This window comes from Thioclava sediminum, from assembly GCF_002020355.1.
In the GTDB taxonomy this organism is placed as follows: domain Bacteria; phylum Pseudomonadota; class Alphaproteobacteria; order Rhodobacterales; family Rhodobacteraceae; genus Thioclava; species Thioclava sediminum.
Genome location: NZ_MPZV01000004.1, coordinates 409093 through 429460 on the forward strand (window position 1 = coordinate 409093; position 20368 = coordinate 429460).

At 63.9% G+C, this 20368-nt stretch carries 19 protein-coding genes and 1 tRNA gene; 14 read left to right on the forward strand and 6 right to left on the reverse strand.

Annotated elements, in window-relative coordinates; translation table 11 throughout:
* The first annotated feature begins 89 nt into the window (after positions 1-89).
* The 4 genes from folK (at position 90) to BMI91_RS17390 (ending at position 3974) form a co-directional block, all read left to right on the forward strand.
* Complete coding sequence (gene folK / locus BMI91_RS17375) at positions 90-650, forward strand: 2-amino-4-hydroxy-6-hydroxymethyldihydropteridine diphosphokinase (protein ID WP_078550821.1); 561 nt, start codon at positions 90-92, stop codon at positions 648-650.
* Positions 651-748: 98 nt separating this feature from the next.
* On the forward strand, positions 749-1105 hold the full coding sequence (gene rpoZ, locus BMI91_RS17380; RefSeq protein WP_078522357.1) for a DNA-directed RNA polymerase subunit omega: 357 nt from the start codon (positions 749-751) through the stop codon (positions 1103-1105).
* Between the two features lie 27 nt (positions 1106-1132).
* On the forward strand, positions 1133-3265 hold the full coding sequence (locus tag BMI91_RS17385) for a RelA/SpoT family protein (protein ID WP_078550819.1): 2133 nt from the start codon (positions 1133-1135) through the stop codon (positions 3263-3265).
* The gene (locus BMI91_RS17390) at positions 3171-3974 is read left to right on the forward strand and encodes a DUF2062 domain-containing protein (protein ID WP_341853201.1); all 804 of its coding nucleotides are present in this window, start codon (positions 3171-3173) and stop codon (positions 3972-3974) included. Before BMI91_RS17385 ends, BMI91_RS17390 begins: the two co-directional genes overlap by 95 nt.
* Positions 3975-3981: 7 nt before the next feature.
* Here the strand turns inward: BMI91_RS17390 and BMI91_RS17395 are convergent, their stop codons facing one another.
* The 3 genes from BMI91_RS17395 to BMI91_RS17405 all read right to left on the reverse strand — a co-directional run bounded on the left by BMI91_RS17395 (position 3982) and on the right by BMI91_RS17405 (position 6943).
* The gene (locus tag BMI91_RS17395; RefSeq protein WP_078541711.1) at positions 3982-4227 is read right to left on the reverse strand and encodes a WGR domain-containing protein; all 246 of its coding nucleotides are present in this window, start codon (positions 4225-4227) and stop codon (positions 3982-3984) included.
* Between the two features lie 104 nt (positions 4228-4331).
* Positions 4332-5042 carry a response regulator transcription factor gene (locus BMI91_RS17400; protein WP_078541712.1) on the reverse strand — a complete coding sequence of 237 codons (711 nt, stop codon included), beginning with the start codon at positions 5040-5042 and terminating at the stop codon, positions 4332-4334.
* Complete coding sequence (locus tag BMI91_RS17405) at positions 5039-6943, reverse strand: hybrid sensor histidine kinase/response regulator (RefSeq protein WP_078606048.1); 1905 nt, start codon at positions 6941-6943, stop codon at positions 5039-5041. The genes BMI91_RS17400 and BMI91_RS17405 overlap by 4 nt, the downstream gene beginning before the upstream one ends.
* Positions 6944-7154: 211 nt before the next feature.
* On the opposite strand from BMI91_RS17405, the gene BMI91_RS17410 reads away from it, so the two are divergent.
* From BMI91_RS17410 to BMI91_RS17450, 9 genes are all read left to right on the forward strand, one after another.
* A complete protein-coding gene (locus BMI91_RS17410) occupies positions 7155-9131 on the forward strand; it encodes an AMP-binding protein (protein ID WP_078606049.1) in 1977 nt (658 codons plus the stop codon).
* Complete coding sequence (locus BMI91_RS17415; protein ID WP_078522363.1) at positions 9128-9949, forward strand: ABC transporter ATP-binding protein; 822 nt, start codon at positions 9128-9130, stop codon at positions 9947-9949. The genes BMI91_RS17410 and BMI91_RS17415 overlap by 4 nt, the downstream gene beginning before the upstream one ends.
* Before the next feature lie 38 nt (positions 9950-9987).
* Positions 9988-10977 (forward strand): branched-chain amino acid ABC transporter permease, encoded by a 990-nt coding sequence (locus BMI91_RS17420; protein WP_078606050.1) that lies wholly within the window; start codon positions 9988-9990, stop codon positions 10975-10977.
* Between the two features lie 148 nt (positions 10978-11125).
* Positions 11126-11308, forward strand: coding sequence for a hypothetical protein (locus BMI91_RS17425; RefSeq protein ID WP_078541717.1), 183 nt, complete (start codon positions 11126-11128; stop codon positions 11306-11308).
* 40 nt (positions 11309-11348) lie between these two features.
* Positions 11349-12425 (forward strand): branched-chain amino acid ABC transporter permease, encoded by a 1077-nt coding sequence (locus BMI91_RS17430; protein WP_078606051.1) that lies wholly within the window; start codon positions 11349-11351, stop codon positions 12423-12425.
* Positions 12426-12498: 73 nt separating this feature from the next.
* Positions 12499-13785 (forward strand): ABC transporter substrate-binding protein, encoded by a 1287-nt coding sequence (locus BMI91_RS17435; protein WP_078522367.1) that lies wholly within the window; start codon positions 12499-12501, stop codon positions 13783-13785.
* Positions 13786-13843: 58 nt separating this feature from the next.
* Positions 13844-14668 (forward strand): ABC transporter ATP-binding protein, encoded by an 825-nt coding sequence (locus tag BMI91_RS17440; protein ID WP_078550806.1) that lies wholly within the window; start codon positions 13844-13846, stop codon positions 14666-14668.
* Positions 14669-14757: 89 nt separating this feature from the next.
* On the forward strand, positions 14758-15978 hold the full coding sequence (locus tag BMI91_RS17445) for a phenylacetate--CoA ligase family protein (protein ID WP_078550803.1): 1221 nt from the start codon (positions 14758-14760) through the stop codon (positions 15976-15978).
* A gap of 52 nt (positions 15979-16030) precedes the next feature.
* Positions 16031-17680, forward strand: coding sequence for a peptidoglycan-binding domain-containing protein (locus BMI91_RS17450; protein WP_158522194.1), 1650 nt, complete (start codon positions 16031-16033; stop codon positions 17678-17680).
* A 95-nt stretch (positions 17681-17775) separates the two neighbouring features.
* Here BMI91_RS17450 and ykgO read toward each other — a convergent pair whose 3' ends face one another.
* Positions 17776-17901, reverse strand: a complete 126-nt coding sequence (ykgO, locus tag BMI91_RS17455) for a type B 50S ribosomal protein L36 (RefSeq protein ID WP_038074920.1) — start codon at positions 17899-17901, stop codon at positions 17776-17778.
* A gap of 81 nt (positions 17902-17982) precedes the next feature.
* A tRNA-Val gene (locus BMI91_RS17460) sits at positions 17983-18057 on the reverse strand.
* A gap of 180 nt (positions 18058-18237) precedes the next feature.
* Here BMI91_RS17460 and BMI91_RS17465 point away from each other — a divergent pair.
* Positions 18238-19104: an N-formylglutamate amidohydrolase gene (locus tag BMI91_RS17465; protein WP_093477246.1), complete on the forward strand. Its 867-nt coding sequence runs from the start codon at positions 18238-18240 to the stop codon at positions 19102-19104.
* Between the two features lies 1 nt (position 19105).
* Here the strand turns inward: BMI91_RS17465 and BMI91_RS17470 are convergent, their stop codons facing one another.
* Positions 19106-20368 carry a DNA polymerase IV gene (locus tag BMI91_RS17470; protein ID WP_078606053.1) on the reverse strand — a complete coding sequence of 421 codons (1263 nt, stop codon included), beginning with the start codon at positions 20366-20368 and terminating at the stop codon, positions 19106-19108.

Sequence of the window (20368 nt, forward strand, 5' to 3'; positions counted from 1 at the left end):
CCGCATCAATTGTGTTGCACAGGCGGGGAGGGCCGACCAGATTTATCTAGGACATATCGCATTTCGCGAGGGAAACGGAATCTGTCTTTATGGACACTAACTATTTGGTCGCTTTCGGGGCGAATCTACCAAGCCAATTCGGGTCTCCTCGCACTACGCTCTGCGCCGCGATCGAGCGGCTCGAGCAATTGGGGTTTTCCTTGGTTGCCGCCAGTCGGTTCTGGTCGACGCCTGCCGTTCCCGAAGGGTCCGGTCCCGATTTCGTGAACGCTTGTTGCAAAATGCGAAGCAGTTTGCAACCGCGCGATGCGCTCGCGCAACTTCATGGAGTCGAAGAAGAATTTGGCCGTGTGCGGGAAGGTCGTTGGAGCGCGCGTGTTGTCGATATCGACCTGATCGCCTCGGAGGATCGGGTTCTGCCGGATCGCGAGAGCTTTCTGCGCTGGAAGAACCTTCCGCCGGAGGCGCAGCAGCGCGAGGCTCCGACCGACCTGATCCTGCCGCATCCGCGCTTGCAGGACAGGGCCTTCGTGCTGATTCCCTTGGCCGAAATCGCGCCGCTCTGGCGCCACCCGATCACGGGCGACAGCGTGATGGAAATGCTCGCCGCCCTTCCCGAGGCGGAAAAATCCCCGATTTCCCCTCTGTAACGTGGTCAAAACCCTGCGGACGGGCCGGATGGGCGCTTGTGTTTCTGCACTGCAAAGCCTAAGTAGGGCCCTCAATCCGAGTTCTTCTGGAGAGATTCATGGCCCGCGTGACGGTTGAAGATTGCGTTGACAAGGTTCCGAACCGCTTCGAGCTGGTAATGCTCGCTTCGCATCGTGCCCGCGAAATCGCTGCTGGCGCTCCCCTCACGGTCGAGCGTGACAACGATAAAAACCCCGTCGTCGCTCTGCGCGAAATCGCCGAGGAGACCCAATCGGCCGAGGATCTGCGTGAGCGTCTCATCGAGAGCAACCAGACCCAGATCGAGGTCGACGAGCCCGAAGAGGACTCGATGGCGATGCTCATGGGTGGCGAGAGCCCCGATCGTGCCGTCGAAGACGACATGAGCGAAGAGCGTATGCTGCGCGCGCTGATGGACGCGCAGGGGCGCGAGTAATCCACTGATTGGCTGGAACGAGCGCGAATGATCGACGTCGAAGACCTGATCGCGCTCGTCCGCAATTATAATCCCAAGACCGATGCGGATCTGATCCGGAAGGCCTATGCCTACGGAAAAGACATGCATGAAGGGCAGTTCCGGCATTCGGGCGAGCCCTATTTTTCGCATCCTGTCGCGGTGGCGGCGATCCTGACCGAGCAGCGTCTGGATGATGCGACAATCATCACCGCCCTTCTGCACGACACGATCGAAGACACACGCTCGACCTATGGCGAAGTGTCCGAGATGTTTGGCGAGCAGATCGCCGAGCTGGTCGATGGCGTCACCAAGCTGACCAACCTGCAACTCTCGAACGCGGCCTCGAAGCAGGCGGAGAACTTCCGCAAGCTGTTCATGGCGATGTCGAAAGACCTGCGGGTGATCCTCGTGAAGCTCGCCGACCGTCTGCACAACATGCGCACGATCCGCTCGATGCGGGCCGAGAAGCAGGCGCAGAAAGCGCGCGAGACGATGGAGATCTACGCGCCGCTCGCAGGTCGGATGGGTATGCAATGGATGCGCGAGGAGCTCGAAGACCTCGCCTTCAAGGTGCTCAACCCCGAGGCACGCACCTCGATCATCCGCCGCTTCGTCAGCCTGCAGAAGGAAACCGGCGATGTGATCCCGAAGATCACCGCCGACATCCGCGCGCTGCTCGAAGACGAGGACATCGACGCCGACGTCTTCGGTCGCGCGAAGCGGCCCTATTCGATCTGGCGCAAGATGGAGGAGAAACAGCTCACCTTCTCGCGCCTGTCGGATATCTACGGTTTCCGCGTCATTACCCGCACCGAGATGGATTGCTACCGGGTGCTGGGTCTGATCCACCACCGCTGGCGCGCGGTGCCGACCCGGTTCAAGGATTACATCAGCCAGCCGAAGACCAACGGCTACCGCTCGATTCACACCACCGTTTCGGGGCGTGACGGCAAGCGCGTCGAGGTGCAGATCCGCACCCGGCAGATGCACGAAGTGGCCGAGGCCGGCGTCGCGGCGCACTGGTCATATCGCGACGGCGAGCGGGCGCAGAACCCCTTCGCGGTCGATCCAGCGAAATGGCTCGCCTCGCTCAGCGAGCGGTTCTCGGACCCCGATGGCGACGGCGATCACGACGAGTTTCTCGAGAACGTCAAACTCGAGATGTATTCCGATCAGGTCTTCTGCTTCACCCCGAAAGGCGATGTGGTGAAGCTGCCGAAAGGCGCGACCCCGATCGATTTCGCCTATGCGATCCACACGCGGATCGGAAATAGCTGCGTCGGCGCCAAGGTCGACGGCATCCGCGTGCCGCTCTGGACCCGGCTGAAGAATGGCCAGTCGGTCGAGGTGATCACCGCCTCGGGCCAGCGTCCGCAGCTGACCTGGCTCGATATAGTGGCGACCGGGCGCGCCAAGGCCGCGATCCGCAAATCGCTGCGCGAGGAAGATCGCGACCGCTTCATCAAGCTGGGGCAGGAACTGGCGCGTGTGGCCTTCGAACATGTCGGCCGCCGCGTGACCGACAAGGCGCTGCGCACGGCCGGCAAGGCGCTGGGGATCGGCGATCAGGACGAGGTTCTCGCCCGGCTCGGCTCTGCGGAACTGGCGGCCTCGGATGTGCTCGACGCGCTGTATCCCGAGCTCGCCCAACGCCGCGAAGGCACCGAGATCGAGCCGACCCGCGCCGTTCTGGGACTCGGCGCCGATCAGAGCTTCCGCCGCGCCGATTGTTGCCAGCCGCTGCCGGGCGAGCGCATCGTCGGCATCACCTATCGCGGCAAGGGCGTCGTGATCCACGCGATCGATTGCCCCGCGCTCGAAGAGTTCGAGGATCAGCCCGAACGCTGGGTCGATCTGCATTGGAAGACCGGGCAACACCCGCCCGCCTACACCGCGACCCTGAAGGTCACGATCTCGAACGATGCGGGCGTGCTGGGACATATCTGCACATTGATCGGCCAGCAGAAGGCAAATATTTCGGACCTCGACTTTGTGGAGCGCAAGCCGGACTTCTATTCGGTTCTCGTCGAGGTCGAACTGTGCGATGCAGAACATATGCATCGCCTGCTTACCGCCTTGGAGGCGGAGAGCGACGTGGCACAGGTGGAGCGGATCAGAAACCTGTCGCGCAAACCCTGACGCACACGGCGCAGGGGGGAGAAAGGACGGCGGCGTGGTCTTCAGACGACGCGAAAAACGGGGGGTTTGGGCCAACCTGCGCGAGGCGATCTGGCCGCGTTCGGGCTGGTCCCGCGCTTTCCAATACGTCAAGCACAGGGTCAACCGGCTTCCCGACCGACCGCACCGGATCGCGCGTGGCGTCTGGGCGGGAGTCTTGGTTTCGTTCACGCCGCTGTTCGGATTTCACTTCGTTAGCGCTGCGGCCGTGGCCTGGATCATGCGCGGCAATATCCTCGCGGCGATCCTAGCGACGTTTTTCGGCAATCCGGTCACCTTCCCGATCATCGCGGTCTTCTCGACGAAGCTGGGGCACAAGATCCTTGGGGATCGCCTCGACCATGGAGGAGAGCCCGAAAGCCTGCTGCAGACCTTTCAGGCTGCGAGCCACGATCTGCTGCATAACTTCTGGGCGATGTTCACTCCCGAGCACGCGGAATGGAGCGGGCTGGAGCGGTTTTTCACCGATGTCTGGTTGCCCTATCTGATCGGCGGGATAGGTCCCGGCGTGATCGCGGCGACGATCTGCTACTACGTGTCGCTGCCGATCATCACCGCCTATCAGAACCGGCGCCGCAGTAAGCTGAAGTCGCGGCTGGAGAAGATACGGGCGAAGATCAAGCGCGAGGAACGCGCGGCGGCGGGGAAGTCCGAGAACCCCGAAGACTGAGTAGGGCTCAGGCCTGCGCTTCGCCTGCGCCCGCTTCGCTCAGCGCATAGCCGCGGCGCTGCGCTCGGCGACGAAACCGCTCCGCCGCATGGACCGCGTCGCGCAGGTTGGAAAACCACCGCAGACAGGACGCGCCGGTCTGGCCCTGCAGGCCCCATTCGCGCAGCACGGTATATTCCCCGAACAGGTTGTCGGAGACTTCCACGCGATAGAACCGTCGCGATGTCGGCGTGTGAAGAAGGAGATTGAGCATGGCAGTGCCCCTGCATCCCGATTTCGTGAAGTGAATCAGAGCGGGGCGGTTTTGGCCAGCGAAAAGAGGTTAACGCCTTGATGTCCGCGATAGAGGCGGTGTCGTCAGCTCCAGCGGACCTCGCCCAGGAAGATATAGCCTGCGCCGTAGATCGTCTTGATAAGGCGCGGGTTTTTCGGATCTTCGCCCAGCTTCGTACGCAGCCGCGAGATCCGCACATCCATCGCCCGGTCGAAGCTTTCGCCTGCCGCGCCGCCCAAGGATTCCTGCATCTGCGCGCGGGTGATCAGCCGGTTCGGGCTTTCCAGAAACAGCCGCAGCACTTCGCCTTCGGCATGAGAGAACGACGTCTCGGCCCCGTCCTCCGCCACCAGCAGGTAGCGGTCGAAATGTGCGGTCCAGCCTGCGAAATGGGCGGTCTGCGCCTGCGCCGGCCCCTCGCTACGCCCCTTGCGCAGGCGCGCACGGATGCGGGCCACGACCTCGGCCGGATCGAAGGGCTTGATGATGTAATCATCCGCGCCAAGCTCCAGCCCCGTCACCCGGTCCTGCACCTGCGCGCGGCCCGAGATGATGATGATCGCAGCGCCCGATTCCAGCGCCAGCCGATGCACCAGCGCGAGCCCGTCGCGATCGGGCAGGCCCAGATCGACAAGGCAGACATCGGGGGAGGAGCGCTTCAGCCCGGCTTCGAATTCGGTCGCGCGGCCGTAGCAGGTCGTGCGGAACCCGGCCTCTTCGAGCGCGTCGGAAAGCATCCGGCGGATTTCGGGCTCGTCGTCGAGGATCGCGACAAGGGGATGGTCGGCACTCATCGAGGCACTCCCGCAAGCAGCGCCGCAAGCTGCGCGGCGGTAAAGGGTTTCTGAAGGACCGGGCAGGGGGCCTGCGCGCGCAGCGCATCGCCCGGCGGCAGCGAGGTCATCAGGATCATCGGAACCTGATTGCGGATTTTGCGGGCGAGATCCACCCCGCTGCGCGGTCCGGGCAGCTGGATATCCGACAGGACCAGCGCGATGTCGGGCAGGTTCAGCAGGGCTTCGGCCTCGGCGATCGTGCCCGCCTCGACGACCGTGTGATCCATCGCCCGCAGCATGTCGCGGGTGCTAGCGCGAATGTCTTCGTCATCCTCGACCAGCAGCACCATCATCGGCTCGGCTTGGCGGGCGGCGGGTTTCAGCGGCAGGCGCATCGTGACGCGCGCGCCGTCCTCGGTATTGGCCAGCCGCAGCGTGCCGCCCGCGAGCTTGGTCTGGTCATAGACCATCGACAGGCCGAGCCCGGAGCCCTCATTGCCCTTGGTCGTGAAGAACGGATCGAGCGCATGTTCGAGCGCCTCATCCGAGAACCCGCCGCCCTGATCGGTCACTGCGATTTCGACCCATGTATCGCGCACCGCGCGGGCCTCGATCCGGATCGTGCCGCCCTCGGCGCGCATCGCGTGATTTGCGTTCAGGATCAGGTTCAGCAGGCTGTCCTGCAACGGGCCGGGATCGAGCAGGATCGGGTCTTTCAGATCGCTATTGTCGAAATCGAGCGTCACCGGATCATGGAGCGTAGGCCCCGCCATCGCGGCGAGATCGTCGAAGAGATCGTCGAGCACCACCGCCTGCGGGCGCAGCTCGCGCGGGCCCGAGATCGCGGCGATCCGGTCGAGAAGCGTGCCGCCGCGCCGGGCCGCGCCAAGGGTCGCCCGGATCGCGTCCTGCGCGTCGGCGGGCAGCCCCTCCATCCGTTCGAGCCGCCCCTGCAGTCCGAGGATGATCGTCAGCAGATTGGCGAAGTCATGCGCGAGCCCCGAGGAAAGCTGTGCTGCCAATTCGCGCTTCGCGGATTGCGCGAGTGCTGCGCGGGCTTGCGCCTCATGCGTGACGTCGGTGGAGAGGATGTAGACCCCGCTCACCTCGTTCTTGCTGGCAAGATCGGGGGTCAGTGCGACGCGGATGCGCCGGCCCGACGGGTCATGCGTGATCTCGACGACGCTCGCCTCGCCCGCCAGCGCGCGCCGAAACCCGGGGGTGATCTTGCGATAGGTCTCGGGGCCGAGCGCCTCGCTCGCATGGTGGCCGACCGCATTGGCGAGCGATCCGGGCATCACGGTCGACAGGCGCCGGTTGGAAAAGGTGTAGATCAGGTTGCGATCGACGCGCGCGATATGGGCGGGCATCATCTCGGTCACCTGTCGGGTGCGGGCCTCGGTGATCGCCAACTGGCGCGAGGTTTCCTCCAGCGCCATGTTGGTTGCGGCCAGTTCCCGGTTCGCCGCCGCCAGAGCCTCGGCATGGTCGAGCAGCTGGTCCGACAATTCCTCGGACCGCGCGCGCAACAGCGCCTCTTGCCGCTTCACCGGCGTGATGTCGGTATAGACCGTGACCCAGCCGCCTTCGGGCAGCGGCGCGCCTTCGACCGAGATCGTGCGCCCGTTCGCCCGCTGGCGCTCCATGTAATGGGCCTCGAAGGCGCGCGCGGTTTCGACCCGCTCGCGGACGGCGGCCTCGATATCGTCGACCTCGCCATATTCGCCCCGCGTCACGAGGAAGCGAATCGTATCCTCGAAGGTGGTGCCGGGCTGGGTCAGCGTGTCGGGCAGGTCGAACATCAGCTGATATTGGCGGTTCGACACGGCCAGCCGCAGATCGCTGTCGAAGATCGACAGCGCCTGTCCGATCAGGTTCAGTCCCGCCTGTGTCAGCCGCTCGCGGCTCGTTTCGCTCACCTCGCCCCTCCCGCTCCTTGGCTTTTGCTACCACCGGCGGGCGGCGTGGCAAAGCGTGTTTCGCTGCGCAGCGAAGCGGTAAGAATTCGTTACAATCACGAAAAGATCACGAAAACTTTGACATGGACTGTCGAGCCATGCCGAACTGTGCGCGGAGGAGCGCCCGGGGCGGTCGAGGGACGCCGGAGATACCGGCGCGAGGGAGGAAAATTTGGCTGACGCAGTCGCGAAGGGGCAGGAGTCTGCCCAATCGATTCCTGCGCTTTTGGCGCGGAACGTGGCCCGATATGGTGGCTACCCCGCCTATCGCGAAAAGGAATTCGGGATCTGGCAGAGCTGGAGCTGGGCCGAAGCGGCCGAGGAAATCCGCGCGATGGCGCTGGGCTTCCTGAGCCTCGGCGTGGAACGGGGCGATTATATCGCCATCATCGGGCGCAACCGCCCCATGCATTACTGGTCGATGGTCGCGGCGCAGATGTGCGGCGCGATTCCGGTGCCGCTCTATCAGGACGCGGCGGCCGACGAGATGGCCTATGTGATGGAGCATTGCGGGGCGCGTTTCGTCGTCTGCGGCGATCAGGAACAGGTCGACAAGATCGTCGAGATCGAAGACCGCATCCACGCGATCACCCATGTCACCTACACCGACAAGCGCGGCATGCGGAAATACGACCATTCGCGCATGAACGCGCTGGAGGACGTGCAGGCCGAGGGTTGCGCGGGCCATTCGCGCTACGAGGCCGAGCTGGACAAGCGCATCGCAGAGCTGACCTATGACAGCACCTGCGTGATGCTCTACACCTCGGGCACGACGGGCAAGCCGAAGGGCGTGGTCCTGTCGAACCGCAACATCATCGAGACCGCCAAGGCGTCCTCGGAATTCGATCACCTGAACCATAATGACGAGGTTCTCGCCTACCTGCCGATGGCATGGGTGGGCGATTTCATCTTCTCGATCGGGCAGGCTTATTGGTCGGGCTTCACCGTGAACTGCCCGGAAAGCCCCGAGACGATGATGATCGACCTGCGCGAGATCGGGCCGACCTATTTCTTCGCGCCGCCGCGGGTCTTCGAGAACCAGCTGACCTCGGTGATGATCCGCATGGAAGATGCGGGCAAGCTGAAGAAGAAGCTGTTCGACCACTATATGAAGGTCGCGCGCGACGTCGGTCCCGATATTCTCGACGGCAAGCCCGTCAGTTTCGGCAAGCGGATGTCCTATGCGCTGGGCAATTTCTTCGTCTACGGCCCGCTCAAGAACACGCTTGGCTTCTCGCGCATTCGCGTGGGCTACACGGCGGGCGAGGCGATCGGGCCGGAGATCTTCTCCTTCTACCGCTCGCTCGGGATCAACCTGAAGCAGCTCTACGGTCAGACCGAGGCTTCGGTTTTCATCACCCAGCAGCCCGATGGCGAAGTGCGCGCCGATACGGTGGGCGTGCCGTCCCCGGGCGTCGAGGTGAAGATCGCCGACAATGGCGAGGTTTTCTATCGCAGCCCCGGCACCTTCGTGGAGTATTACAAGAACGCTGAGAGCACGGCGTCCACCAAGGACCCGGAAGGCTGGGTCGCGACGGGCGATGCGGGCTTCTTCGAGGAAGACACCGGGCATCTGCGGATCATCGACCGCGCGAAGGACGTGGGCAAGATGGCCGACGGTCGCCTGTTCGCGCCGAAATATGTCGAGAACAAGCTGAAGTTCTACCCCTCGATCCTCGAGGCGGTGGTGTTCGGCGCAGGCAAGGACCGTTGCACGGCCTTCATCAATATCGACCTCACCGCAGTCGGCAACTGGGCCGAGCGCAACAACATCTCCTACGCCTCCTATCAGGAGCTTGCGGGCCATCCGCGCGTCTACGAGATGATCCGCGAGCATGTCGAAGAGGTGAATGAAAGCATCGCCGAAGACCCGATGCTCTCGGGCTGTCAGGTCCATCGCTTCCTGATCCTGCACAAGGAACTCGACGCCGATGACGGCGAGATGACCCGCACCCGCAAGGTCCGCCGCAACGTGATCGGCGAGAAATTCGCCGACCTCATCGCGGCGCTCTACGACGGGCGCGACGAGATCTACACCGAAACGGAAGTGACCTACGAGGACGGGCGCAAAGGCTCGATCAAGGCGACGCTGAAGATCGCCGACGCGAAGGTCGTGGCCCCGAAACAGATGGCGGAGGCGGCGGAATGAAAGACATGAACGAAGGTTACGTCACCGCCGACGGCCGCCAGATCGGCGGGGTCATCATGGAGATGAAGAACATCACGCTGCGCTTTGGCGGTGTGGTGGCGATCAAGGATATCTCCTTCGACATCCGCGAGGGCGAGATCCGCGCGATCATCGGGCCGAACGGCGCGGGGAAATCCTCGATGCTGAACGTCATCTCGGGCTTCTACATCCCGACCGAGGGCGAGGTGTTCTACAAGGGCATCAAGCGCGGGCCGATGAAGCCCTATCAGGTCGCGCGCCTCGGTATCGCGCGCACCTTCCAGAACATCGCGCTGTTCGACGGCATGTCGGTGCTCGACAACATCATGACCGGGCGGCTGACCCATATGAAGAAGGGTCTCATGTCGCAGGCGGGCTGGTGGTGGACGGGTGCCGCCGCCGAGGAGCACGAGAACCGCGAGAAGGTCGAAAAGATCATCGACTTTCTCGAGATCCAGAATATCCGGAAAACGCCGGTGGGGCGTCTGCCCTACGGCCTGAAGAAGCGGGTGGAGCTGGCGCGAGCGCTGGCCGCCGAGCCGAAGATCCTTCTGCTCGACGAGCCGATGGCCGGGATGAACGTCGAAGAGAAAGAGGACATGAGCCGCTTCATCCTCGACGTGAACGACGAATTCGGCACCACCATCGTCCTGATCGAACACGATATGGGCGTCGTGATGGACCTCTCCGACCGGGTCGTCGTGATGGATTACGGCAAGAAGATCGGTGACGGCACGCCCGACGAGGTGCGCAGCAATCAAGACGTGATCGACGCCTATCTGGGGGTGGCCCATGACTGAGACCATCCGCATCGCAATTCAGACATCGGAGGCGCGTCATGCCTGATATCGTTCTCTATGCCGCCGAGGTGACGCTGAACGGCCTGATGGCAGGGGTGCTCTATGCGCTCGTGGCGCTGGGCTTCGTGTTGATCTTCAAAGCCTCTGGCATCTTCAATTATGCGCAGGGCGTGCTCGCGCTCTTTGCCGCGCTGACGCTGGTCGGCATCCAGAAGGGGCAAGTGCCCTTCGCCCATCTCATCAACGCGATGACGGGCAATCACTACACGAATTTCCCATGGGAGGTTCCGGCAATCGTCGCGATCCTGCTGGCGGCGGCCGTGATGGTCGTGCTCGCGATCATCATCGAGAAAGTGGTGCTCAAGCATCTGGTGAACCAGGCGCCGATCATCCTCTTCATGGCGACGATCGGGATGGCTTACTTCCTCGAAGGCTTCGGGGACGTGATGTGGGGCTCTGACATCAAGACGCTCGATGTGGGGCTGCCGCAGGGCATCAACGATACCATCGACACCGTCACCTTCAACATGTTCGGCTACGGCTTCTTCATCGACAATCTCGATATCGTGGCGGCGATCGTCGCGGTGCTGCTGGTGTCGGCGCTGACCGTGTTCTCGCAATACTCCAAGCAGGGCCGGGCGCTGCGTGCGGTGGCCGACGATCACCAGGCCGCGCTGTCGGTCGGGATCTCGCTGCGCTTCATCTGGATCCTTGTCTGGTCGATCGCGGGCTTCGTGGCGCTGGTTGCAGGCATCATGTGGGGCTCGAAATCGGGTGTGCAGTTCTCGCTGTCGCTGATCGCGCTCAAGGCGCTGCCGGTGCTGATGCTGGGCGGCTTCACCTCGATCCCGGGCGCCATCGTCGGCGGTCTGATCATCGGTGTCGGCGAGAAACTGTTCGAACTGCTGATCGGGGCCCCCTTCCTGGGTGGCGCGACCGAGAACTGGTTCGCCTATGTCCTCGCGCTCGTCTTCCTCGTGTTCCGGCCGCAGGGCCTGTTCGGCGAGAAGATCATCGAGAGGGTCTGACCGATGATCACGACGCTTTCACGCCACGGTGAAAAATTCCTTGATCGAGCCGCAGGGGTGCGACAAGCTGCCACATGTCGTGGCGTCAAGGGGAGGGGAGCCCAGTGTCGTCGCGCTGATGTGACGATCATTGGGAGGACCGTTACCGATGAAGACCTGTGCAACCGTGTTCACGATTGGCTGGGGAGCCGCGCTCGCATTCGGATGGATCGCGCTGGCCGCGCCGCCGGAAGAACCGACCACCTTGCAAACACTGAATATCGTGCTGGCCGCCTTGGGGGCGGGAGCCGGGCTCTGGGCCTGGGTGAGGATCCGGCGCGGCAACTGCTGACGGGAGACGACGCGCTCTCCCTGACGAAAGGGAGAGGCTGATGTTTTACCGCGAAGCAGGTGATTTCAAGACATCCTACCGGGAGGACAGTCAGACCTTTCCGATCAAGTTCGACCGGCTGCGCTATTACGCGGTGCTGGCGGTCGCCTTCGGGATCGTGCCGCTGTTCATCAACGACTACTGGGCGAACGCGGTCGCGGTGCCCTTCCTGATCTACGCCATCGCGGCGATCGGGCTGAACATCCTCGTGGGCTACGCGGGGCAGGTCAGCCTTGGCACCGGGGGCTTCATGGCGGTGGGCGCTTATGCCGTCTACAAGCTGATGACGGCCTTCCCCGACATCAACATCTTCTTCCACGTCATCATCGCGGGGTTCATCACCGCCGCCGTGGGCGTGATCTTCGGCCTGCCGAGCCTGCGCATCAAGGGCTTCTACCTCGCGGTGGCGACACTGGCGGCGCAGTTTTTCCTCGTCTGGCTCTTCAACAAGGTGCCGTGGTTCTACAACTACTCGGCCTCGGGTCAGATCAACGCGCCCGAGCGCACCGTCTTCGGCGTCTTCGTGACCGGCGCGCAGACCTCGGCGATGGCGAAATACATGTTCTGCCTCGTGGTGCTGACGCTTGTGGCGTTGGTCGCACGTAACCTGACGCGCGGCACGGTGGGGCGTAAATGGATGGCGATCCGCGACATGGACATCGCCGCCGAGATCATCGGGGTGAATCCGCTGACGACGAAACTGTCGGCCTTTGCGGTCAGCTCCTTCTTCATCGGCATCGCCGGCGCGCTGTTCTTCGCGGTCTACCTTGGCGCGGCGGAAGTGGGCGAAGCCTTCGGCATCCAGAAGTCCTTCCTGATCCTCTTCATGGTGATCATCGGCGGTCTGGGCTCGATCTTCGGCTCGTTTGCGGGCGCTGCTTTCCTCGTGCTGCTGCCGGTCTTCCTGAAGAACGTGCTCGTCGGCACGCTCGGTTGGCCCACGGACCTCGCCGCGCATATCGAACTGATGATCGTGGGCGGGCTGATCGTGGCCTTCCTGATCGCGGAACCGCATGGCCTCGCGCAGCTCTGGCGCGTCGCGAAAGAAAAACTCCGGCTTTGGCCCTTCCCGCACTGACGGCCGGGCCGCCCAACACAAAGAACCGGGACACGCCCGGCGCAACACTCGAACATTCTGGGAGGAGAACCGAATGAAGAAGACCCTAACCGCACTGGTCGCGGCGGCGATGACGCTGACCACGGCCCCGGCTTTCGCCGAACTGGTGGTGCCGAACCTCAGCTATCGCACCGGGCCCTATGCCGCAAACGGCATCCCCTATGCCGATGGCTTCAACGACTATTTCACCCTGCTCAACGAGCGTGACGGCGGCATCGGCGGCGAGATGGTTGCCACTCCCGAATGCGAAACCGCCTACAACACCGAGAAGGGCGTGGAATGCTACGAGTCGACCAAGGGCGAAGGCGCGCTGGCCTATAACCCGCTCTCGACCGGCATCACCTATCAGCTGATCCCGAAGGTCACCGCTGACGGCATCACGCTCTACACCCCGGGCTACGGCCGCACCTCGGCTGCGAACGGCAAGGTGTTCAAGTGGGTCTTCAACTTCCCGGCCAACTACTGGGATGGCGCCTCGGTCGCGATCAAACATATCATTGATCAGGAAGGTGGCGACATCAGCGGTAAGAAAATCGCGCTGGTCTATCACAACTCCGCCTATGGCAAGGAGCCGATCCGCACGCTCGAAGAGCTGGCCAAGAAGCACGGTTTCGAGCTTTCGACCCTGCCCGTCGACCACCCCGGTCAGGAGCAGAAGTCGCAATGGCTGCAGATCCGTCGTGACAAGCCCGACTATGTCCTGATGTGGGGCTGGGGCGTCATGAACCAGGTCGCCATCCAGGAAGCCGTGAACATCCGCTTCCCGATGGATCACTTCATCGGTGTCTGGTGGTCGGGTTCGGAGAACGACGTGGCTCCGGCAGGCGACAAGGCCTCGGGTTACAAGGCGCTGTCGTTCCACGGCACCGGCATGGACTACCCGGTCTATGCGGACCTCAAGCAATATGTCGTCGATGCCGGCAAGGCGTCGGGCGCAGGCGATCAGGTCGGCACGATGCTCTATTCGCGCGGCATGTACGCGGCGATGATCATCTCCGAAGCGATCCGCAAGGCGCAGGAGATGGCCGGCAAGTCGAACGTCAACGCCGCTGAAGTGCGCGACGGTTTCGAGAACCTCGATCTCACCGAAGCCCGTCTGGAAGAACTCGGCCTGCCGAACTTCGCCCAGCCGATCAAGGCGAGCTGCGAGAACCACGGGGGCCCCGGCTCCGCGAAGGTCTTCCAGTGGGATGCCGGTGCGAAGAAGTGGAACGAAGCCTCTGACTGGATCGAATCCGACAAGGACGTGCTGAACCCGCTGATCGAAGAAGATTCCGCAGCCTTCGCTTCGGAAAACAACATCACCGACCAGTGTAACTGATCGAAAACGGCCTCCGGCGCGCGCCGCCGGGGGCCACCCCAACGTCCCGGAGAGAACCATGCTCGACGCTTCGAAAACCGATAACACCCTTCTCGAGGTCAACAATATCGAGGTGATCTACAATCACGTCATCCTCGTGCTGAAAGGGGTGAGCCTGAGCGTGCCCAAGGGCGGGATCACCGCGCTTCTGGGCGGCAACGGCGCGGGCAAGACGACGACGCTCAAGGCGATCTCCAACCTGCTCAAATCCGAGCGCGGCGAGGTGACGAAAGGCTCGATCACCTATCGCGGCGAACGGGTGCAGGACGGCTCCCCCGCCGATCTGGTCCGTAAGGGCGTGATCCAGGTGATGGAGGGGCGCCATTGCTTCGAACACCTGACCGTCGAAGAAAACCTGCTGACCGGCGCCTATACCCGCAAGGACGGGCGTGCCGCGATCCAGGCCGATCTGGAGATGGTCTACGACTACTTCCCGCGCCTCAAGGAGCGCCGCAAATCGCAGGCGGGCTATACCTCGGGCGGGGAGCAGCAGATGGTTGCGATGGGTCGCGCGCTGATGAGCCGCCCCGAGACGATCCTGCTGGACGAGCCCTCGATGGGTCTCGCGCCGCAGCTGGTGGAACAGATCTTCGAGATCGTGAAATCGGTCAACGAGAACGAGGGCGTGACCTTCCTTCTGGCCGAGCAGAACACCAATGTCGCGCTGCGCTACGCCCATTACGGCTACATCCTCGAGAGCGGCCGCATCGTGATGGACGGTCCCGCAGCCGAGCTGCGCGAGAACCCGGACGTGAAGGAATTCTACCTCGGCATGTCCGACGAAGGCCGCAAGAGCTTCCGCGACGTGCGCAGCTATCGCCGCCGCAAGCGCTGGCTGGCGTAACGGTAACTTACTGATTCAATTGAATTGCTGCGCAGCATTTTGGGCGCGGAATAGGAGCGGTTTGTCCGCTGAATGGAAAGGGTCGAGAGATGCGCGAACATTTCGACGAATTGGAAACCCGCAGCGCCGACGCGCGTGAGGCCTCTCTGGCGGAGTGCCTGCCGGCGCTGATTGACGCGGCGATGAAGGCTCCCGGGATCGCGGCGCATCTGCAAGGCGTAGACCCGAGCGCGATCACCTCGCGGGAGGCGCTCGCGAAGCTGCCGGTGCTGCGCAAGTCCGACCTCGGGGCCGCGCAGAAAGGCGCGCCGCCCTTCGGGGGGCTGGTCACGAAACCCGCCCATGCCTTCGCGCATATCTTCCAGTCGCCCGGTCCGATCTACGAGCCCGGCGATACCAGCCACAACTGGTGGCGGTTGGGGCGTTTCGTCCATGCCGCAGGCGTCGGTCCCGGCGATATCGTGCAGAACTGCTTCGGCTATCACCTCACCCCCGCGGGCATGATGTTCGAGAATGCCGCGCGCACGGTCGGTGCCGCCGTTCTGCCTGCGGGCACCGGCCAGACCGAATTGCAGGTCCGCGCCGCCGTCGATATCGGCACCACGACTTACGCGGGCACGCCCGATTACCTGCGCATCATTCTCGAGAAGGCCGAGGAGATGGGCGAGGCGCTGAAAATCACGAAGGCCACCGTGTCGGGCGGTGCGCTCTTCCCGAGCCTGCGTCAGGATTATGCGGATCGCGGCATCGCATGCCTGCAATGCTACGCCACCGCCGATCTGGGCAATATCGCCTATGAGAGTGCCGCGATGGAGGGGATGATCGTCGACGAGGGCGTGATCGTCGAGATCGTCCGCCCCGGCACCGGCGATCCGGTTGCCCCCGGCGAGGTTGGAGAAGTCGTCGTGACCACGCTCAATCCCGACTACCCGCTGATCCGTTTCGCCACCGGCGATCTGTCGGCGGTGATGGAAGGCGTCAGCCCCTGCGGGCGCACCAATATGCGCATCAAGGGCTGGATGGGCCGCGCCGATCAAACCACCAAGATCAAGGGCATGTTCGTCCGTCCTGAGCAGGTCGCCAGCTTCGTCTCGGCCCATGCAGAGGTGCAAAAGGCCCGTGTCATCGCCACCCGTGACGGCGAGATGGACGTGATGACCGTGCAGATCGAAACCGAGGCCGACGATCCCGCCCGCTTCGACGGTGGTATCCGCGAGGCGCTGAAGATGAAGGGCGTGATCGAACTGGTGTCGCCCGGCTCTTTGCCCAATGATGGGAAGGTCATCGACGACCAGCGCAAATACGACTGAGGAACCGCGCGCGCACTCAAGGGGTTTCTCCGGAAAGAGAGTGGAGGACCCCATGCGTAAACTTCTTCTGACAGGTGCCGCGATCGCGGCGCTTGGCCTTCCCGCCCATGCCGCCGATCTGGCGCTGGTGCTGGGCAATTCCGATTATCAGCGGATCGACGATCTTCGCTCGGGCACCGCGCTGACCGATAGCGAAGCAAAGCTGCAGACGGCGGGCTTCTCGGTGCTGATCGAGGATGATGCCGACGCCGCCGAAATCCGTTCCCGCTTCCGCGACTTCGTGACCCGTGCGCCCGAGGCCGAGCGGCTGGTTGTGGCGCTCTCGGGTCGTTTTGTCCATTCCGACGGCGAGACGTGGTATCTGCCGGTCGACGCCCGCGACACCTCGCTGCCCGAAGCGGTGAGCGAGGCGCTGCCGTTGTCGGCCGTGATGACCGTGCTCGCAGCCCATCCGGGGCGTGCCGTGCTGCTGCTTGGGTCGGCGGACGATGAGGGCAACGGCCAGGGCCTGACCCAGCCTGGGATCGGGACGCTCGACATTCCGCAGGGCGTGACCGTGCTGCGCGGCAGCCCTAAGGATGTGGCCAGCCTCATGTCGGGCAACCTGACCGAGCCCGGCGCTTCGCTGATGCAGTCGGCGCAGTCCGAAGACCTGCGCGCGAGTGGCTACATGCCGCGGGATTTCGTACTTGTCACCGAGCCGACGGGCAAGAAGCCCACCCCGGTGAAAACCCCCGAGGCTGACCCGTCGGCCCCGTATTGGGACATGGCGCGATCCGAGGACACGATCACCGCCTATCAGCTCTATCTCGACCGCTATCCGAATGGCACCAATGCCGCTCAGGCGAAGCAGCGTATCCAGCAACTGCGTGACGAGCCTCAGCGGCAAGCGAAGGCTGCGGAAGAGGCGCTGAACCTCAGCCGCGATCAGCGTCGCGAGGTGCAGCAGAACCTGACGATCCTGAAATTCGACCCGAAAGGCGTCGATGGTATCTTCGGGCCCGGCTCGCGCGGGGCGATCGCGCGCTGGCAGAAGGCCAACGGCTTCGACGACACCAGCTATCTGACCCGCGCCCAGCTCACCGCGCTCTCGGCGCAGGGTGAGAAACGCGCCGCCGAACTTAAGGCCGAGGCCGAGGCCCGTCAGGCCAAGATCGATCAGCAGGACCGCGCCTATTGGGAGCAGACCGGCAAGGCGGGCGATGAGGCCGGGCTGCGCGCCTACCTCAAGAAATATCCCGATGGTCTGTTCGCGGAACTCGCGCAGGAGCGGCTCGACAAGATCGAAGCGGATCGCCGCGATGAAGCGCAGTCGGCCGATCGCGCCGATTGGGACGTCGCACGCAAGGCCGACACCATCGCCAGCTACCGCGACTATCTGGCAAGTCGCTCCGACCCGGCCTTCAAAGCCGAGGCCGAGGCGCGCATCGCCGAGCTGCAGCAACAGAATCAGCAAAGCGACGCGATGGACGCGGCCGCCGCGAAAGAGGCCGCCCTCAACCTGCCCGGCGTTGCGAAATCGCTGGTGGAGCAACGCCTTGCCCAGATGGGCCTGAAGCCCGGCAAGGTCGACGGTGTGTTCGACAAGGATACCCGCCGCGCGATTCGCCGCTATCAGACCGCAGGCGGGCTGGAAGCCACCGGCTACCTCGATCAGGCCACCGTGGCGCAGCTTCTGGCCGGGGCGATCGGCGCGCGTTAAGCGCCGATCCCTATCAGCCTCAGATCGCTGAACAAAGGAAAAGGCCGCGCCGGGAAATCCCTGGCGCGGCCTTTATTCGTTTCGGCTCGGCTGCCTCAGCCCTGGCGGGCTTTGAAGCGCTTCTGCGTCTTGTTGATCACGTAGACGCGGCCTTTGCGGCGCACGACCTGGCAATCGCGATGACGCTGCTTGAGCGAGCGGAGCGAGTTGCGGACCTTCATCGGCCTTCTCCTGTATCGCGGCGCGCGGTGCGCCTTGAAAAACGAATGCCCCGGGCTTGCAAGCCGGGGGCGGTGAATAGATGGTGGGCGGTACTGGGATCGAACCAGTGGCCACTACGATGTCAACGTAGTGCTCTACCGCTGAGCTAACCGCCCACACCCGTGCGATCCCGTTTGATGCCTTTGATTCGCGCTTGCGGCTAGGCCGCGAAGGGAACCGAAAGGCGCGGTGTCGCGTCGGTCTGGGGGTCTATATAAAGAGTCGAAACGGCTTTCAAGAGGGTTTTGGCGTGAAAGCGTTCCAGTGTAAGATATTAGGCGATCATAAGAGGTTTCATGTCCGACAGCCCAGCCCTTTTGCCGCCGTTCCGGCTGGTTCGCCCCAAGGCGTTGCGGACGGCTGCGGTCTTCGCCTCGCCCCATTCCGGTGCGCAATACCCGCATAGCCTGCAGGAACGGGCCGTTCTGGACATGCTGCGCCTGCGGTCTTCCGAAGATGCTTTCGTCGATGAGCTGCTGGCGGATGCGCCGCGATTCGGCGCCCCACTTCTCTGCGCGCAGTATCCCAGAGCCTGGGTCGATCTCAACCGGGCGGAGGACGAACTTGATTCGGCGCTGATCGCCGGGCTGGACCGGGCGCATCCGGGGCCGCGCGTCGCTGCCGGTCTCGGGGTGATTCCCCGCGTGGTGTCCGGTGCGCGGGCGATCTATCGCGGCAAGATCCCGATGATCGAGGCCGAGGCGCGGATCAACCATGTCTGGCGGCCCTATCACGCGCAGCTCGAGGCGCTGATGGCCGAGGCGCATGGGGCTTTCGGGCAGGCGATTCTGCTCGATATGCATTCGATGCCCTCCGAGGCTCTGGCCGCGAGCGGGCCGCGCCGCGCGGAGATCGTACTTGGCGATCGCTACGGCACCAGCGCCGACCGGGAGATCGTGCGCGAGATCGAACTGATCTTCGAAGGCGAGGGGCTGAACGTGGCGCGCAACAGCCCCTTTGCCGGTGCCTATATCACGCAGCGCTACGGGCATCCGCGCGAGGGGTATCACGCGATCCAGATCGAGATCGACCGTGCCCTCTACATGGATCAGCACCGCATCGCGCCGAACGAGAATTTCAACGCGTTCGCGGCGCTGATGAGCCGGGCGGCGCGTCAGATCGCCGATCTCGGAGCACATCCGCTGCGTCACGCGGCGGAGTGACTCACTCCCCGTCCCAGCCGCGCCCGTTGCGGATCGCATCCGCCCCGAATCGCGCCCGGATCGCATCTTTCGCCCGCTCCGCGCTTGCGCGCTTGCCCGCATCGGGGTCGAGCAGGTCACCCGCCGGATCGCGCCCATCGGCGGCCGTGAGGTCGGAAAATCCGATGCCGATGAGTCGGTAGGCCTGCCCCTTCGGCAGTTTGTCGAACAGCGTCTCGCCCGCGCGATAGAGCGTGTCGGCCAATTGGCTCGGCTCCTCCAGCCGGGTCTGCCGGGTCACGGTCGCGAAATCAGCCTTCTTGAGCTTCAGCGTCACCGTCCGCCCCGCCAGATCGCGCGCCTTCATCCGGGCCGAGACCTTCTCGGCCAGATGCCACAGCTTGCCCATCAGCGCCTCGCGATCGGCGATGTCAGTGTTGAAGGTGGTCTCGTTCGACACCGATTTCATCGGCGAGTCGGGAGAGACGCGCCGCGCATCGAGCCCGCTGGCCAACTCAAACAGCCGCCGCCCCGACGCGCCGAAGCGGTCCTCCATCCGCGACAGCCCCGCGCGGCGGATATCGGCAAGCGTGCGGATGCCCGCGCGCCCCAAGGCCGAGCGCGTCGCCGCCCCCACGCCCCAAAGGATCGACACCGGCTTGTCGCGGAGAAACTCTTCCGTATCGCCGCGCCCGATCACCGAAAACCCGCGCGGCTTGTCGAGATCCGAGGCGATCTTGGCGAGGAACTTGTTATGCGAGAGGCCAACCGAGGCCGTGACCCCGATCTCCGTCTCGATCTCGCGCGCAAGCCGCGCCATCAGGAGCGCGGGCGGCGCATGATGCAGCCGCTCCGTCCCGCCCAAATCGAGGAACGCCTCGTCGAGCGAGAGCGGCTCGATCAGCGGCGTCAGCTCGACCATCTTCGCCCGGATCTCGCGCGAGACGCTGGCGTAATGCTCCATCCGCGGTTTGATGATCACCGCATCGGGGCAAAGCTTGCGCGCCTGATACATCGGCATGGCCGAGCGCACGCCGGAGATTCGCGCGATGTAGCAGCAGGTCGTCACCACCCCGCGCGTGCCGCCCCCCACGATCACCGCCTGCGAAGACAGCTCGGGATTGTCGCGCTTCTCGACCGAGGCGTAGAAACTGTCGCAATCGATATGCGCGATGGGCAGGTCGAACAGCTCCGGATGCGAAAGGATGCGCGACTTGCCGCAGGCGGGGCAACGCTTCGGCGCCTCGTCAAAACTCTTCAGGCAATGGCGGCAAAGGGCGGGCAT